General features: G+C 57.6%; 17 protein-coding genes and 1 other annotated feature. Of the genes, 3 read left to right on the top strand and 14 right to left on the bottom strand.

Translation table 11 applies throughout. The annotated features are described in order from the left end of the window. Window positions 1-72 precede the first annotated feature (72 nt). From EPG66_RS08455 to hisL, 11 genes are all read right to left on the bottom strand, one after another. On the bottom strand, window positions 73-864 hold the full coding sequence (locus EPG66_RS08455; protein WP_115758976.1) for an ABC transporter substrate-binding protein: 792 nt from the start codon (window positions 862-864) through the stop codon (window positions 73-75). Between the two features lie 66 nt (window positions 865-930). Then, window positions 931-1,407, bottom strand: a complete 477-nt coding sequence (locus EPG66_RS08450) for a YbaK/EbsC family protein (protein WP_182686500.1) — start codon at window positions 1,405-1,407, stop codon at window positions 931-933. A gap of 114 nt (window positions 1,408-1,521) precedes the next feature. Next, window positions 1,522-2,133: a bifunctional phosphoribosyl-AMP cyclohydrolase/phosphoribosyl-ATP diphosphatase HisIE gene (hisIE, locus tag EPG66_RS08445; RefSeq protein WP_109650766.1), complete on the bottom strand. Its 612-nt coding sequence runs from the start codon at window positions 2,131-2,133 to the stop codon at window positions 1,522-1,524. Beyond that, on the bottom strand, window positions 2,127-2,903 hold the full coding sequence (gene hisF, locus EPG66_RS08440) for an imidazole glycerol phosphate synthase subunit HisF (RefSeq protein ID WP_010248068.1): 777 nt from the start codon (window positions 2,901-2,903) through the stop codon (window positions 2,127-2,129). The genes hisIE and hisF overlap by 7 nt, the downstream gene beginning before the upstream one ends. Then, on the bottom strand, window positions 2,885-3,622 hold the full coding sequence (gene hisA / locus EPG66_RS08435) for a 1-(5-phosphoribosyl)-5-[(5-phosphoribosylamino)methylideneamino]imidazole-4-carboxamide isomerase (protein WP_163657706.1): 738 nt from the start codon (window positions 3,620-3,622) through the stop codon (window positions 2,885-2,887). The genes hisF and hisA overlap by 19 nt, the downstream gene beginning before the upstream one ends. Next, window positions 3,622-4,212, bottom strand: a complete 591-nt coding sequence (hisH, locus tag EPG66_RS08430; protein WP_008926061.1) for an imidazole glycerol phosphate synthase subunit HisH — start codon at window positions 4,210-4,212, stop codon at window positions 3,622-3,624. The genes hisA and hisH overlap by 1 nt, the downstream gene beginning before the upstream one ends. Beyond that, the gene (gene hisB / locus EPG66_RS08425) at window positions 4,212-5,279 is read right to left on the bottom strand and encodes a bifunctional histidinol-phosphatase/imidazoleglycerol-phosphate dehydratase HisB (protein ID WP_010670960.1); all 1,068 of its coding nucleotides are present in this window, start codon (window positions 5,277-5,279) and stop codon (window positions 4,212-4,214) included. The genes hisH and hisB overlap by 1 nt, the downstream gene beginning before the upstream one ends. Beyond that, window positions 5,276-6,352: a histidinol-phosphate transaminase gene (hisC, locus tag EPG66_RS08420; RefSeq protein WP_182686498.1), complete on the bottom strand. Its 1,077-nt coding sequence runs from the start codon at window positions 6,350-6,352 to the stop codon at window positions 5,276-5,278. The genes hisB and hisC overlap by 4 nt, the downstream gene beginning before the upstream one ends. Further along, complete coding sequence (gene hisD / locus EPG66_RS08415; protein WP_115758973.1) at window positions 6,349-7,653, bottom strand: histidinol dehydrogenase; 1,305 nt, start codon at window positions 7,651-7,653, stop codon at window positions 6,349-6,351. Before hisD ends, hisC begins: the two co-directional genes overlap by 4 nt. 3 nt (window positions 7,654-7,656) lie before the next feature. After that, complete coding sequence (gene hisG / locus EPG66_RS08410) at window positions 7,657-8,556, bottom strand: ATP phosphoribosyltransferase (protein WP_004571317.1); 900 nt, start codon at window positions 8,554-8,556, stop codon at window positions 7,657-7,659. A 48-nt stretch (window positions 8,557-8,604) separates the two neighbouring features. Then, window positions 8,605-8,725, bottom strand: a sequence feature (His leader region). Then, window positions 8,701-8,748 (bottom strand): his operon leader peptide, encoded by a 48-nt coding sequence (gene hisL / locus EPG66_RS08405; protein WP_100396937.1) that lies wholly within the window; start codon window positions 8,746-8,748, stop codon window positions 8,701-8,703. (Overlaps the previous feature by 25 nt.) Window positions 8,749-8,927: 179 nt before the next feature. Between hisL and EPG66_RS08400 the strand changes: the two genes are divergently transcribed. Beyond that, window positions 8,928-9,755, top strand: a complete 828-nt coding sequence (locus EPG66_RS08400) for an SDR family oxidoreductase (RefSeq protein WP_115758972.1) — start codon at window positions 8,928-8,930, stop codon at window positions 9,753-9,755. Window positions 9,756-9,923: 168 nt separating this feature from the next. Here EPG66_RS08400 and EPG66_RS08395 read toward each other — a convergent pair whose 3' ends face one another. The 3 genes from EPG66_RS08395 to puuD are packed head-to-tail and all read right to left on the bottom strand — an operon-like array spanning window position 9,924 to window position 12,537. Further along, a complete protein-coding gene (locus EPG66_RS08395; RefSeq protein WP_182686496.1) occupies window positions 9,924-11,201 on the bottom strand; it encodes an NAD(P)/FAD-dependent oxidoreductase in 1,278 nt (425 codons plus the stop codon). 18 nt (window positions 11,202-11,219) lie between these two features. Beyond that, window positions 11,220-11,777 (bottom strand): HTH-type transcriptional regulator PuuR, encoded by a 558-nt coding sequence (puuR, locus tag EPG66_RS08390; protein ID WP_010670955.1) that lies wholly within the window; start codon window positions 11,775-11,777, stop codon window positions 11,220-11,222. Beyond that, on the bottom strand, window positions 11,770-12,537 hold the full coding sequence (gene puuD, locus EPG66_RS08385) for a gamma-glutamyl-gamma-aminobutyrate hydrolase (protein WP_182686494.1): 768 nt from the start codon (window positions 12,535-12,537) through the stop codon (window positions 11,770-11,772). The genes puuR and puuD overlap by 8 nt, the downstream gene beginning before the upstream one ends. Window positions 12,538-12,741: 204 nt before the next feature. Between puuD and EPG66_RS08380 the strand changes: the two genes are divergently transcribed. Continuing rightward, on the top strand, window positions 12,742-14,157 hold the full coding sequence (locus tag EPG66_RS08380; RefSeq protein WP_031591324.1) for a glutamine synthetase family protein: 1,416 nt from the start codon (window positions 12,742-12,744) through the stop codon (window positions 14,155-14,157). A gap of 404 nt (window positions 14,158-14,561) precedes the next feature. After that, window positions 14,562-15,920: an APC family permease gene (locus EPG66_RS08375; RefSeq protein WP_031591323.1), complete on the top strand. Its 1,359-nt coding sequence runs from the start codon at window positions 14,562-14,564 to the stop codon at window positions 15,918-15,920. Window positions 15,921-15,961 lie beyond the last annotated feature (41 nt).

Genomic DNA, 15,961 nt, shown 5'->3' with positions numbered 1-15,961 from the left:
CAGCGTGCCGTCCCGAAATAGTTAGAGTATAGTGCCGGATCGCGGTGAGGATGAAAAAGGGCGACCGCGAGGTTAAGGCTGGATAGAGATATCCGTGGCGAAGTAGCGCTTTTGAATCTGGTCAAAGGTGCCATTCTTTTTGATTTCGACGAAGGCGTTATCCAGTGCGGTTTTCAGCTCGGTATCGCCTTTACGCAGGCCAATCGCCGTGCCGGGGCCGATGATCGGATCCTGTATAATCGGGCCAGCCAGTTCAAAATCTTTGCCCTGCGGATGCTTCAGGAAGCCGATGGCAGCCTGTGCCGCATCGGTGAATACCGCATCCAGTCGGCCTGAAACCAGATCGCTTTCAACCTGTGCCTGATCGCCATAAGGCACTACGGTCACACCGTGAGGCTGCCACTTCGCCAGCGCATAGCGCTCCTGAACCGTTCCCTGTTCTACGCCGACCGTTTTTCCTTTCAGGGACTCAGCGGTGGGCAATATGCCAGCACCTTTACGGGCAATCAGCTGAGTGTGGGTATCATAGAGCGGCGCGGTGAAATCAATCTGCTTCAGGCGCTCTTCGGTAATGCCCATGTCGGACAGAATGGCATCAAATTTACGCGCTTTAAGGGCCGGGATCATGCCGTCAAACTGGCTTTCAACCCAGACACATTTTGCCTGCATCTGAGTACAGAGCGCATTGCCCAGATCAATATCAAAGCCGACCAGCTTGCCCTGTGGCGTTTTCGATTCGAAGGGCGGATAGGTCGGATCGACCGCGAAACGCACCTGTTCGATTTTTGCCTGCGCGCCAAAAGCGCAGCCTGCCATAACGGCCACAGCCAGCGTCTGACGCAGGCGTTGAGTGAAAATGTTCATGATTTTGCTCTTATTCTGTCGTGATGAGTGATTATGCAGAGTATCGCCGGGCTGCCGGGATGGCAATTACTGCGTAATCTTCACCACGTCAGCCGCGCATAACGCGCGATAATCTTCGGTATTCAGGATCACTGAACGTTCCAGCAGACCAGCGTTAAATGCGATCTCCGGATAACATTCAAACAGCGCGGGGTCAACAACCAGTCTGAGGTCGGGATGAAAGCTGAACGGCGGAATCGCCCCGAATACGCAGCCGGTCAGCAGATCGGTTTCCGCCGGACTGGCGAGTGAGGCGCGTCTTCCTCCGACTGCTGCCGCGACTCTGCCCAGATCGGCCTGATGATCGGCAGGTAAAACCGCCAGTACATGCTGTTTAACGCCGTTGCCTTTCACATGACAGACCAGCGCTTTAGCACCCTGGCCGATTTCGGTGCCGCGTATCGCCGCGACGGCTTCACATTTACCGGTCGCCTCATGCTCCATCAGGCGATAGCGTGCCTGGTGCTGGTCGAGGAGGGCGATTAATTTCTCATGGGTGGTCACGGTTCTCTCCCTGAGGTTTGAGTTGCCGTCATTGTGTCGGATGGACGTGAGGAATGAGCAGAAGACTGCTCAGAATCCGCATAAAAACAAAATTCTGAGCAGCATATTGCACAGTTACTTATGGCGGTCGCGCAGGTTGTTGATCACGGCGCGGAAGTCGAGATCCTGATCCTGCAACAGCACCATCAGGTGATAGACCAGGTCAGAAGCTTCGTTGGTGAGTTCATCCCGATCGTTGACCGTGGCGGCCAGTGCGGTTTCAACGCCTTCTTCACCCACTTTCTGCGCGATGCGTTTGGTGCCGCTGGCGTAGAGTCGTGCAGTGTAGGAGCTTTCAGGATCGGCGGTTTTACGCGAGGCCAGCAGCTGCTCAAGCTGATAGAGGAACGTCCACTCAGGGACCGCCGGTGAGAAGCAGCTGGTGGTGCCCAGATGGCAGGTCGGGCCAATAGGATCGGCCAGCACTAACAGGGTGTCATTGTCGCAGTCAGGCGTGATGCTCACCACCTGCAGAAAGTGGCCGGAGGTTTCGCCTTTGGTCCACAAACGGTTTTTGGTGCGGGAGAAAAAGGTGACCTTGCCTTCTGCCAGCGTTTTTTCCAGCGCGGCCGGGTTCATGTAGCCATGCATCAGTACTTCGCCTGAGACGAAGTGCTGGACAATGACCGGCATCATGCCCTGTGTTTTATCCCAGTCGAGAAGGGCCTGTTGTTGTTCAGTTAGCACGCGCGAATCTCCACTCCGTTGTCGATCAGAAAGCTCTTCAGCTCACCAATATTAATAATCTGCTTATGGAATACCGAGGCGGCTAAAGCACCATCCACGTTAGCTTCGGTAAACGCATCCAGGAAGTGCTGCATGGTGCCTGCGCCGCCAGAGGCGATGAGGGGGACCTTGCAGACTTCACGCATTTTCTTCAGCTGCACCAGGTCATAGCCGTTACGCACGCCATCCTGATTCATCATGTTCAGCACGATCTCGCCTGCGCCCAGCTTCTGCACTTCCTGCACCCACTCCAGCGTTTCCCACTGTGTCACACGGGTGCGCGCTTCGTCACCGGTATACTGATTCACCTGATATTTACCGCTGGCTTCATCAAACCAGGTATCGATCCCGACCACAATACACTGCACGCCAAAACGATCCGCGAGGCGGGTAATGAGCGTGGGGTCGGCCAGCGCCGGCGAGTTAATCGAAATCTTATCTGCGCCAAACTCCAGAATGCGCGCTGCGTCTTCCGGGGTTTTAATGCCGCCCGCGACGCAGAACGGGATATCGATCACTTCCGCAACCCGCGACACCCAGCTTTTGTCGACGACCCGGCCATCGGATGAGGCGGTGATGTCATAGAACACCAGCTCGTCGGCACCTTCGGCGGCATAGCGCTGCGCCAGCGGCACGATGTCGCCGATGATCTCGTGATTACGAAACTGTACGCCTTTGACCACCTGGCCGTCACGTACGTCCAGGCAGGGAATTATCCGTTTTGCCAGCATGCGATCGCCTCCGAAACAGTGAATTTATCTTCCAGCAGCGCACGTCCGACAATCACGCCCTGAACGCCGCTGCCGCGCAGGGCGGCGATATCATTGAGTTCGCCAATGCCACCCGAAGACTGAAAAGCAATCGTCGGGAAGCGCGCCGTCACTTCCTGATAGAGCGCAACATTGGAGCCGCTCAGGGTGCCGTCGCGGGAAATGTCGGTGCACAGTACGTGCTTCAGACCCACCTGCTGAAAGTCGGTAATCACCTCTTCCAGCGTGACGCCCGCCGCTTCCTGCCAGCCACTGATCGCCACTTCTTTGCGGTTACTGGCATCAATGCGCACATCTAACGCGAGCACAATCGCCTCTGCGCCAAACTCCGCAAACCACCGTTTTACCTCTTCAGGCTGTTTCACGGCGGTGGAACCGACCACCACACGACTCGCTCCGGCTTCAAGCAGCGCATGCACATCGTCACGGCTGCGAATGCCGCCACCGACCTGCACCGTCACATCAACGCCATCCAGCAGGGTTTTCAGCAGCGCGATCTGGCGTTTCGCCGGATCTTTCGCGCCGGTTAAATCCACCAGATGCAGCACGGTCGCGCCCTGGCGAACGTAATCCTGCAGACGCGGCAGCGGATCGCTGCCGTAATCACGCTGCTGTCCATAATCGCCCTGATGCAGACGAACCACTTTGCCGTCAATTAAATCTAACGCGGGGATAATCATTACATCTCCAGGAAGTTTTTCAGCAGCTGCGCGCCCGCTTTGCCCGAGCGTTCCGGGTGGAACTGGACGCCAAAGAAGTTATCTTTCTGCACCGCGGCGGTGAAAGCTTCACCGTAGTGACACTGTGCGATGGTGCTGGCATTGACCGGCATGGCATAGCTGTGAACGAAGTAGAAATAGCAGCCTTCGTCGATGCCACGGAACAGATGATTGCCCGCCTGCGCGGTAATCTGATTCCAGCCCATGTGCGGCAGCGGCAGGCCGTGCGTGTCCATTAACGACACCGGCTCATCGATAATCCCCAGCGTCGGCACACCGCCGTTTTCATCGCTGCCGCGACCCAGCAGCTGCATACCCAGGCAGATCCCCAGCACCGGCTGGGTACAGGCTTTGACCAGATCGATCAGGTCACGCTCTTCCAGCTGATTCATTGCCGCCTGCGCGGTGCCTACGCCGGGCAGAAACAGTTTATCGGCACGCAGCACCACATCGGGATCGCGGCTTACTTCCGGGGTGTAGCCCAGACGTTCAATCGCCCATTTCACCGACGACAGGTTGGCGCAACCGGTATCCATGATCACCACGTTCATCACAGCACTCCCTTCGAGCTTGGCAGCGTATTGCCCTCAACGCGGATCGCCTGACGCAGCGTACGGCCAAAGGCTTTAAACAGGCTCTCGACGCGGTGATGGTCATTCTTGCCTTTGGTTTTGAGGTGCAGGGTGCTCATCATGGCGTAGGAGAGCGAGCTGAAGAAGTGCTCGACCATCTCGGTACTGAGGTCGCCCACGCGCTGATAGTTGAACTCCGCTTTGAACTCGATGTGCGGTCGGCCGGAGATATCCAGCGCGCAGCGCGCCAGACATTCATCCATCGGCAGCACAAAGCCAAAACGGCCAATGCCACGCTTGTCGCCCAGTGCCTTCAGTAGCGCTTCGCCCAGTGCCAGACCGGTATCTTCCACCGTGTGGTGATCGTCAATATAGAGATCGCCTTTCACTTCGATGTTCATGCGGAACCCGCCGTGCACGGCGATCTGGTCCAGCATGTGGTCGAAGAAACCCACGCCGGTATTAATCTTGCTGCCGCCTTCGCGATCCAGCCACAGTTCTACCCGCACCTGTGTCTCTTTGGTGTTGCGCTGCACCAGCGCATGGCGGTCACGCTGGGTCAGACGCTGCTGGATGGTCTGCCAGTTCTGGCCGTCAGCGCCGTAGCGGATAGGCTGGATACCCATGTTCTCCGCCAGCTGGACGTCGGTCAGGCGATCGCCAATCACGTAGCTGTTGGCGGTATCCAGCGCGCCTTCGGCCAGCCAGGCTTCCACCATTCGGGTTTTCGGCTTGCGACAGTCGCAGTGATCGTCCGGCATGTGCGGGCAGATCAGCACATCGTCAAACGCAATGCCCTGCGAGGTCAGGATCTGCATCATCAGATTGTGCGGGCCATCGAAATCGGCCTGCGGGAAACCCGGGGTGCCAAGACCATCCTGGTTAGTGATCATGACCAGGCGATAACCGGCGGCCTGCAGCGCCAGCAGCGCCGGAATAACATCTGGCTCAAACGCCAGCTTATCCATGCGGTCCACCTGATAATCTTCAGGCGGCTCAGAGATTAACGTACCGTCGCGGTCAATAAAAAGGGTCTTCTGGCTCATGCTTGCTCCACAGAAAAGGCTTTCAGCGCGGCGATCACTCGTTCGCACTCTTCACGCGTGCCGATGGAGATGCGCAGGCATCCCGACAGGCCCGGATTTTTGTTCTGATCACGCAGGATAATGCCCTGATCCCATAAGGTTTTGAAGACTTTTGGTGAATCGGTAAAGCGCGCCAGCACATAGTTGGTTTCACTGGAGAAAACCTGCTCAACGCAGGCCTGCTGAGTCAGTTCAGCCTGCAGCCAGCTACGGTTCTCATTCAGCTGTGCCACATGCTCACGCATCAGCGCAATCCCCTGGTCGCTCAGCGCCTGCCCGGCGACATCGGCCACCGGTGTCGCCAGCGGGTAGGGCGCAATCACCTTCATCAGCAGGTCGATGACCGGCTTATTCGCCAGCGCAAAGCCGCAACGCAGGCCAGCCAGCGCAAAGGCTTTAGAAAGCGTACGCAGGATTACCAGATGCGGATAATCCTTCAGCCAGCCGGTCAGCGTCGCCTGCGGGCAGAATTCAATGTAGGCTTCATCTGCGACTACCAGCGCTTTACCGGCGGTCATCGCCAGCAGCTGACGGATGTCGTCCTGATTGATCAGGTTGCCGGTCGGGTTGTTCGGGCTGCAGAGGTAAACCACTTTGACGCCATCCAGCTGCTCTGCAATGGCAGGCAGGTTCAGCTGCCAGTTGCTCAGGGCCGGGACGGTGCGGTATTCAATGCCGATGGTTTCGGCGCTGACGCTGTACATGCCATAGGTCGGTGGACAGAACAGAATCGCATCCTGACCCGGCTCACAGAAGGCACGCATGATCAGTTCGATGGCTTCATCTGCGCCACGGCTCACCAGTACCTGCTCCGGCGTTAAGCCCGCATAAGCCGCGTAGCGCTCAATCACCAGTTTGGGCTGACATTCCGGATAGCGGTTCAGCGTCTGCTGCGACAGCTCAAACGGCACCGGCAGCGGAAACTCGTTGGCATTGAGCCAGACATCTCCGTTGCCACCCAGACGACGCGCTGACATATAGGGCGTCAGGGCACGCACATTGGCGCGCGCCAGCTGCTCAATATCCTGACTCATGCTTGCTCCTTCAGTGCGGCAACGCGCAGGGTGACGGCATTCTTGTGGGCATCCAGCTGCTCGGCGGCGGCCAGGGTTTCAATGGTGGCGGCCAGGTTCAGGAAGCCCTGCGGCGTCAGCTCCTGCACCGTCATGCGTTTCTGGAAATCGGCCAGGCCCAGGCTGGAACAGGTCGAGGTATAACCGTAGGTCGGCAACACGTGATTGGTGCCAGAGGCGTAATCGCCCGCGGACTCCGGCGACCAGTCACCTAAAAATACCGAACCGGCGCTGGTGATCGACTCCACCAGATCGCGCGGTTGACGCGTTTGCAGAATCAGGTGCTCCGGGCCGTAGAGATTAGAGATCGCGACGCACTGCTCAAGGTCACGCGCCACGATCAGGCGGCTGCTTTCCAGCGCCTGACGCGCCGTGGCAGCCCGCGGCAACTGCGCCAGCTGCTGCTCAACCGCGACCGCGACCGCCTCGGCTAGCTTTAATGAAGGCGTCAGCAGAATCACCTGCGAGTCGGGACCATGCTCTGCCTGTGAGAGCAGATCAGACGCGACAAATGCGGGCGTGGCACCTTCATCCGCAATCACCAGCACTTCAGAAGGACCCGCCGGCATATCAATCGCCGCGCCATCGAGTCGCTGACTTACCTGACGTTTCGCTTCTGTCACCCAGGCGTTGCCCGGGCCAAAAATCTTGTCCACGCGCGGCACGGTTTCGGTGCCGAAGGCCATCGCGGCAATGGCCTGCGCGCCGCCCACCTGGAACACCTCTTCTACGCCGCATAGCTGGGCGGCATACAGGATCTCATCGGCAATCGGCGGCGGCGAACAGAGCACGACGCGACCACAGCCAGCGATACGGGCCGGGGTCGCCAGCATCAGCACGGTGGAAAAGAGCGGGGCGGAACCACCAGGAATATAGAGTCCGACCGATTTCACCGGACGGGTAATCTGCTGGCAGCGTACGCCTGGCTGGGTTTCCACATCCACCGGCGGCAGGATCTGCGCGTTGTGGAAGGTTTCGATATTGCCCACCGCGACAGCCATCGCCTGCTTCAGCTCGTCACTCAGACGTAAGCTGGCTTCTGCGATTTGCTGCGCGGTAACACGCAGGTTATCCACCTGCGCTTTGTCGAAGCGGGCGCTGAATTCGCGCAGGGCGTCATCACCATTCAGCTTTACCTGCTCCAGCACATCGCGCACCGTCAGCGTCACGTTTTCAGAGGCGGCGATAGCAGGACGTAACAGCAGCGCCTGCTGCTGTTCGGGGGTGCACTGCTGCCACTCAATCGGGGTAGAAAAGGCCATGGCTTACTCCATCATCTTCTCAATAGGCAGCACCAGAATCGAACTGGCACCCAGCGCTTTCAGTTTTTCCATGGTTTCCCAGAACAGGGTTTCGCTGCTGACCATGTGCATCGCCACGCGGCTGACATCGCCTGCCAGCGGCAGCACGGTCGGGCGCTCTGCGCCAGGCAGCAGGCTGATCACTTCTTCCAGGCGCTCACTCGGCGCGTGCAGCATGATGTACTTCGATTCACGCGCTTTAATCACACCCTGAATACGGGTCATCATCTTGTCGATCAGCTCCTGCTTCGCGGCAGGCATCTCGCCGTCACGCTGGATCAGCACCGCTTTTGAACGATAGATCACTTCAACTTCGCGCAGGCCATTGGCTTCCAGCGTAGCACCGGTAGAGACCAGATCGCAGATGGCGTCAGCCAGACCGGCGCGGGTCGCCACTTCTACGGAACCGTTCAGTAAACAGGTCTTAAAGCTGACGCCTTTTTTGTCGAGGTATTGTTTTAACAGGTGCGGATAGGAGGTGGCGATACGGGATTTATCCAGGCATTCCGGGCCGGTGTACTCGGCATCTGTCGCCATCGCCAGTGACAGACGGCAACCGCCGAAGTCGAGGCGGCGAAGCGTAAAGTAGCGCGGATCTTCACCCTGGGCACGGCGCGACAGCAGCTCTTCTTCCAGTACGTTCTCGCCGATGATGCCTAAATCGACCACACCATCCATCACCAGGCCAGGAATGTCGTCATCGCGCACGCGCAGGATGTCGATCGGCATGTTCTCCGCAAACGCAATCAGGCGCTGTTGCTGAAGGTTGATTTTAACGCCGCAGCGCGCCAGCAGTTCGCGTGAATCATCACTTAAACGGCCAGATTTCTGCATAGCTATGCGTAAACGGGTGTTATCTAACATGGTTCCTGTCCTCTTAATTCTGTCCTGAATGTGTGGTTACGTCAGCCCATAAAAAAACCCCCGGAAGACGATCTTCCGGGGGTTCTCTTGCGTTCACACCACTGGAAGATCTTGAAAGTCTTCCAGCACCAATCGCCTGAAAGACTAGTCAGGATGATGGTGGTGATGATGGTTGAACTGAACGCGTGTCATAATAATCTCGTCGATGAATGAGTATTCATTTGTGGGGTTTAACCTAGCGAAGATGGCTGCGCTTGGCAACACTTTTTTAAACGGACGGTTCGGAAAGCGCTGAAACAGGTTGTTCTGGTTTGCAATCCGGGGGCAAACTACGGTGAAGTCAGGGTTGATGTTTCACGTCAGGAGTCAAAATGAAGAAGGTCGCGATTGTGGGACTGGGCTGGTTAGGCATGCCGCTGGCCACGGCGTTAACGGCGCGAGGCTGGCAGGTCACCGGCAGCAAAACCACGCCAGACGGTATAGACGCGGCACGCCGCTGCGGCATTGAGGCGTTCCAGCTGGAACTGACGCCGGAACTGCTCTGTGATGCCTCCGATATTGAGCCGCTGTTCAATGTCGATGCGCTGATCGTGACACTGCCCGCCAGCCGCACAGCAGAAGGGGGCGAAGCCTATCTTCAGGCGGTGCAGAATGTGGTCGATACCGCGCTGGTTTATAAGGTACCGCGCATTATCTTTACCAGTTCCACCTCAGTCTATGGCAGCAGCGCCGGCGCTAAGCGGGAAAACAGCCCGCTGGACGCAGAAACGGTGGCCGGAAAGACGCTGGTTAAACTGGAGAACTGGCTGCACGATCTGCCGGGCACCAGCGTGGATATCGTGCGCCTGGCCGGTCTGGTCGGGCCAAAGCGCCATCCGGGACGCTTCCTCGCCGGTAAGCAGGATGTGGCCAATGGCTCGCAGGGCGTCAATCTGGTGCATCTGGATGATGTGGTTGAGGCAATTACGCTGCTACTGCAGTCGCCCAAAGGGGGCCGGGTCTACAATCTGTGTGCCTCGAAACATCCGACGCGTGACACTTTCTATCCTGCGGTCACGCACCAGCTTGGGCTGCAGCCGCCGCAGTTCGCACCCGAGGCGGAAAAGAATAGCGGCAAGCTGATTGATGGTTCCCGCATCTGTAGCGAACTCGGTTTTGAATATCGCTACGACGATCCGGTTAAGATGCCGCTGGAGTGATGTGCGGCAAGAATTGTTGCGGGGGCTGAGTGCTCCCGCTCTGATAGCTGAGCGTTCTGCTCTTTCTATAGTTACAACATACTAATGCTGTTTAAACAACAGGGCAGAATGTGCCCCGCTGGAACACCTGTGTTCAGCAGGCCAGACAGCCAGGTCTGGCCCTCAGCCTCACACCCCTAACCGATCCCTCAACGCATACCACACCGCGCCCATCGCCGTCAGCGGCACCTTAAATCGTCGCCCACCGGGAAACGGCAGGTGAGGCAGGCGGGCGAAGGCATCAAAACGCTCGGCATCGCCGCGTAACACTTCGCTGATCAGCTTGCCGGAAAGATGCGTACTGGTTACGCCATGACCGCTGTCACCCTGCATAAAATAGACATTCTTCTCCAGCCGGCCAAACTGCGGCATGCGCGACAGCGTCAGCAGGAAATTGCCGCTCCAGCCAAAGTCCAGTTTAACGTTCTGCAACTGGGGGAACGTGCGGCGCAGCTTGGGCCGGATCAACGCTTCAATATCGGCCGGTTCCCGTGCGCCATAAACCACGCCGCCGCCATAGAGCAGCCGGTTGTCCGCAGTCAGACGGAAGTAATCCAGCAGATAGTTACAATCTTCCACACAGTAGTTGTTCGGCATCAGCGACAACGCCTGGTCGGGTGACAGCGGTTCGGTTGCTACAATCTGTGATCCGCACGGCATGCTTTTCCTGCTCAGTCGCGGTTCCAGCTGCGGAGCCAGATAAGCATTCCCGGCGAAGATCACAAAGGTCGCGCTGACCTCGCCCTGGGCGGTTTTCACCCGATTTGGTGTGCCATAAACCACACTGGTCGCCGCGGACTGTTCATAGATGCGTCCGCCATGTCGACGGATCGCCTCCGCTTCACCCAGCGCCAGGTTCAGCGGATGCAGATGGCCGCCGCGCCGATCCAGCAGCCCGCCAACGTAGCGTTCGGTGGCGACTTCACGTCGGATGGCTCGCTCATCCAGCAGTTCCAGATCATGATTCCCATACTGCTGCCATAACGCTTTCTGTTTTCGCAGATGCGCCATCTGGCGCGCATTCAGGGCCGCAAAAACGCCGCCAGGCCGGTAATCGCAGTCGATCGCGTACCGCTTAATGCGATCGCGGATAATCTCAGCGCCTTCAAACATCATGCTGCCCAGCATGCGGGCGCTCTCTTTACCGTAGCGCTGCTCAATCACATCCACGTCTCGGCTGTAGGAGTTCACCACCTGACCGCCGTTACGTCCGCTGGCACCAAAGCCGACCCGCGCCGCTTCCAGCACGACCACGTCATAGCCCACCTCGGTCAGATGCAGCGCCGCCGAAAGACCGGTGAAACCGCCGCCAATAATGCAAACGTCACACTGAATGCTCTCCTGTAATGTCGGCCAGGGCGCATGCGGATTGGCGGTCGCTGCGTAATAACTCTCCACGTAATTCATAACAACCTCCTGAAGCGCCTAAAAGTTGGCTGGCGTATGGGCACTGACAATGCGGCAGGGGATTTCAGCACGGTTGGTGAAACTGTGTGGTAAGCCAGTATCAATGACGTAGCTCTCTCCGGCGGAGAGATGATAGTGCTCTCCGTTGATGACCAGCGTAATTTCTCCTTCCAGCAGCGTGCCGGTCTCTTCGCCCGGATGACGCAGCTTCTCGCCGGTGCTGGCGCCAGGTTGATAAGTTTCCAGCAGCATGCCCAGCGTGCGCTGTGCACGGCCATTGTCGATAAGCTTCAGCGAAACCCCCTGACTGCCAATCTCCAGCAGGTCGCTGGCGCGGACAATGACCTTCGGTTCCGCGTCCGGTTTAGGTTCCGAGAAGAACTCTGACAGCGAGAGCCCATAGACTTTCAGCAGCTTCTGCAGGGTGCTGACCGCCGGGCTGACCTTATCCTGCTCAATGGTGCTGATGGCGCTGTGGGTCAGTCCGGCCAGTTCGGCAACGCGGCGTTGCGACAGCCCCAGTGTCTGCCGGATCTGCGCCAGCCGTCGTCCCGGCGCCAGCGTGGCATCACTCATTTTCTTTTCCCTTGTGGTAACGAATGGCGGCCTGAATAAAGCCACTGAACAGCGCCTGCGATCCCGCCGTGTGTTCCGGCTGCCACTCGGGATGCCACTGCACCGCCAGGGCGAAGGGATGATGGCGCAGACTCACCGCCTCAATCAGACCATCCGGCGCGCGCGCTTCAACGCGCAGCTGCGGGCCCGGTTCGCGTACCCCCTGATGATGCAGTGAATTGACCGCCAGCGAGCTGTTGCTGTCCAGCAGCGTCGCCAGCAGGCCGTCGGGTTCGATAGAGATCGGATGCGTCGGCGCATACTGCTCCTCCAGCGGCAGCGTTTCATCTTCATGGTGACGCTGAAACGGCGGCTGCCCGCTGAGCTCCCGCCACAGTGCGCCACCATTCGCCACCACCAGCTCCTGCAGCCCACGGCAGATCCCGAACATCGGCATCTTGTGGCTGGTGGCCCAGGTGATCAGCTGAAAGGCGAGATGGTCACGGCCCGGATCGGCATGGGGCTCTTCGCCCGCCTCGCCATAATGCCAGGGTTCGATATTGCTGGGGCTGCCGGTCAGCAGCAGGCCATCCAGAACAGCCATAGCGTTTTCTAATAGATGAGGCGCATTCATCAGACTGTGGGGCAGGGCCAGCGGTACGCCACCCGCAAGGACAACCGCATCGGTGTACTTATTGTGAACCGTCTGGCTCGGATGGCCGCCCAGATCCTTCTGGCACATCACTACGCCAATCAACGGCTTGTCAAAAATAATGCCCATTTCACGTCCTCGCATCGCTGTTCGAAATATCTACCGAAAGGGCACGTCTGGCGGTTAAGTGTGCAATATTTTTTCAATCTAGCAATCTGCTGTTTGTTCTTCAAACAGATTTGTTACATTTGCACACTTTTTATGTTGGCGCTATGTTAGTGGTGTGGCTGTTATTTTGAGCATTACGCAAACCTAATAGGGGCGGGTGAGATCATGACTAACCTGGTAGAAGTGGAAGACTTCACGCTTCACAGTGAAGAGAAACGAACCAGCGCGTTCCAGCTTGAGGTGAAAACCTGGCTGGAGCGCCATCCTGACACGCAGTATGTCGACATCCTGTTAAATGATTTAAATGGTGTGTTCCGCGGCAAGCGTATTCCGGTCTCTGCGCTGCCTAAGCTGGAAAAAGGGTGTTATTTCCCCGCCTCGGTGTTTGCCATGGATATCCTCGGCAATACAGTAGAAGAAGCGGGACTCGGCCAGTCACTGGGCGAACCCGATAATCTCTGTCTGCCCGTCACCGGTACTTTAGTTCCCTCCGCGTCTGACCCTCAACACATTGCGCAACTGCTGTTAACCATGTGCAACCAAGATGGCACTCCCTTTGACGTTGAACCCCGAAATGTCCTTAACCGGCTGTGGCAACAGCTGCGTAACCGAGGTCTGTTCCCGGTGGTAGCGGTAGAGCTGGAGTTCTATCTGGTGGACAAAAAGCGCGATGCCGAAGGCTTTATCCAGCCGCCGTGCTCGCCCGGCAGTGATGAACGCAATATGCAGAGCCAGGTCTACTCGGTAGATAACCTCGATCACTTCGCCGATGTGCTGCGTGACATCGACGATCTGGCGCGTCAGCAGGGTATCCCGGCCGATGGCGCGCTGGCGGAAGCCTCGCCCGGACAGTTTGAAATTAACCTGCATCATACCCGCGACGTGCTGCGGGCCTGTGACCATGCGGTGCAGCTGAAACGCCTGATTCGTCAGGTGGCAGAAAACCACGGTATGACCGCAACGTTTATGGCGAAGCCCTATGAGGAGTATGCGGGCAGCGGCATGCATGTGCATATCAGCATGCTGGATGCCGCCGATCACAACGCCTTCGCCTGCGATGACGGCAGTGATTCGCCGCTGATGAAACGGGCGCTGGCTGGGATGATCGATCTGATGCCTGCCTCAATGGCGCTGCTGGCACCTAATGTGAATGCCTATCGCCGCTTTGTTCCGGACGCCTATGTGCCGTTACAGGCATCGTGGGGCCATAACAACCGGACCGTTGCGCTGCGGGTGCCGTGCGGAGATATCGACAATCACCGTATTGAGTACCGGGTTGCGGGTGCGGATGCTAATCCCTACCTGGTGGTGTCGGCGATCCTTGCCGGGATGCTGCATGGGCTGGATACCCAGTTGCCGTTGCCGCATCCGGTCACCGGCAACGGTCACCATGCCGAGGGTCTGGCACTGCCGATCCGCCAGAGCGATGCGCTGTATGAGTTTGACAACAGCTATCCGCTGCAGAAGTTACTGGGCGAACGCTTTGCCACTGTCTGGCACAGCTGTAAGCATCATGAACTGATGCAGTTTGAACGGCTGATTACGTCTACAGAGATCGACTGGATGCTGAAAAATGCCTGACAGGTTTTTTTACCTGTTATCTGACGGGCTTTTTTTTGCATAAGATGCCCCGATGGCTTGTATTCCTGCCATGGGTTAGGGCAGAATACGCGGCCTGCAAAATCAGATGATAACCGACGCTTACCGCGCCGGTTATTTTTTTGCATCCAGTTTTACCAGAGCGTTTTTTGCTGACTTAACCGAGGCCGGGCACGCACCCGGATAGATAAACACTGAAAACACGCATAAGCGTGAGATTGAGGATTAAAAGATGGGGATGTTTTACACTCTGCCAGCCAACGCTGGTACGCGTTTTCGTGATGACTACGGCGCCGCGTTAACCGCTAACCTTACTCCCTGTCGCTTAATGCGCAGTTGCCCTGTGACCCAGCCCAGCCAGGTTGTCGCACATGGGGGACTGAAGCATGTCGCTTAATACCTCCGCCGCACCGCAGCGTGCGCAACTCAAAAAAACACTCACGTTACTTCCGGTCGTCATGATGGGCTTAGCTTACATGCAGCCTATGACCCTGTTCGATACCTTTGGCATCGTTTCCGGGCTGACCGAAGGTCACGTCGCCACCGCTTATGCTTTCGCGCTGATTGCGATTCTGTTCACTGCCGTGAGTTACGGTAAGCTGGTACGCCGCTTCCCCTCTGCGGGCTCCGCTTATACCTACGCTCAGAAGGCGATCAGTCCGCACGTCGGCTTTATGGTCGGCTGGTCATCACTGCTGGACTACCTGTTCATGCCGATGATCAACATCCTGCTGGCTAAAAACTATTTCGAATCGCTGGTGCCGGGCATCCCGTCGTGGATTTTTGTGGTGTTGCTGGTCGGGTTTATGACGCTCTCTAACCTCAAGGGCATCAAAACCGTCGCCAACTTCAACAGTGTGATTGTGGTGCTGCAGGTGGTTGTCATGGTCGGGATTACCGCGATGGTAATCTACGGTGTGGCAAGCGGCGTTGGTTCCGGCACGCTGGTGAGCAGCCGTCCATTCTGGTCTGAGAATGCGCATGTGGTGCCGATGATCACCGGTGCGACGATACTCTGCTTCTCGTTCCTCGGCTTTGATGGCATCAGTTCGCTGTCGGAAGAGACCAAAGATGCAGAACGCACCATTCCGCGCGCTATTTTCCTGACCGCGCTGATTGGTGGGGTGATCTTTATCGCGGCATCTTACTTCCTGCAGCTCTACTTCCCGGACATCACACGCTTCCAGCACCCGGACTCATCGCAGCCTGAAATCATGCTGTTCGTGGCCGGTAAAGCGTTGCAGGTCGGCATCCTGATCTTCTCGGTGGTCACGGTGCTGGCATCCGGTATGGCGGCGCACGCTGGCGTATCGCGTCTGATGTATGTGATGGGCCGTGATGGCGTGTTCCCGGAGCGTTTCTTCGGTTACATCCATCCGAAATGGCGTACCCCGTCGCTCAACGTGCTGCTGGTGGGTGCGATTGCGCTGATGGCGATTAACTTCGATCTGGTGACCGCAACCGCGCTGATTAACTTTGGTGCGCTGGTGGCGTTTACCTTCGTTAACCTGTCGGTGATTGCGCAGTTCTGGATCCGTGAGAAGCGTAACCGCACGCTGAAAGATCACGTTCAGTATCTGCTGCTGCCGCTGCTTGGCGCGCTGACGGTGGGTGCGCTGTGGGTGAACCTGGAAGAGAGTTCTATGGAGCTGGGCCTGATCTGGGCCGCCATCGGGATTATCTACCTGGCGTTCGTAACCCGCAGCTTCCGTAATCCGGTGCCGCAGTTCAGCGAAGAAGTTTAATCACGCTCACGTTGCCGCCTTCCCCGCCTCAGGGAAGGCGG

This window comes from Pantoea pleuroti (assembly GCF_014156615.1).
In the GTDB taxonomy this organism is placed as follows: Bacteria; Pseudomonadota; Gammaproteobacteria; order Enterobacterales; family Enterobacteriaceae; genus Pantoea; species Pantoea agglomerans.
The sequence above is the reverse complement of the archived record's forward strand: the minus strand, read 5'-3'. Positions and strand labels throughout refer to the sequence as shown.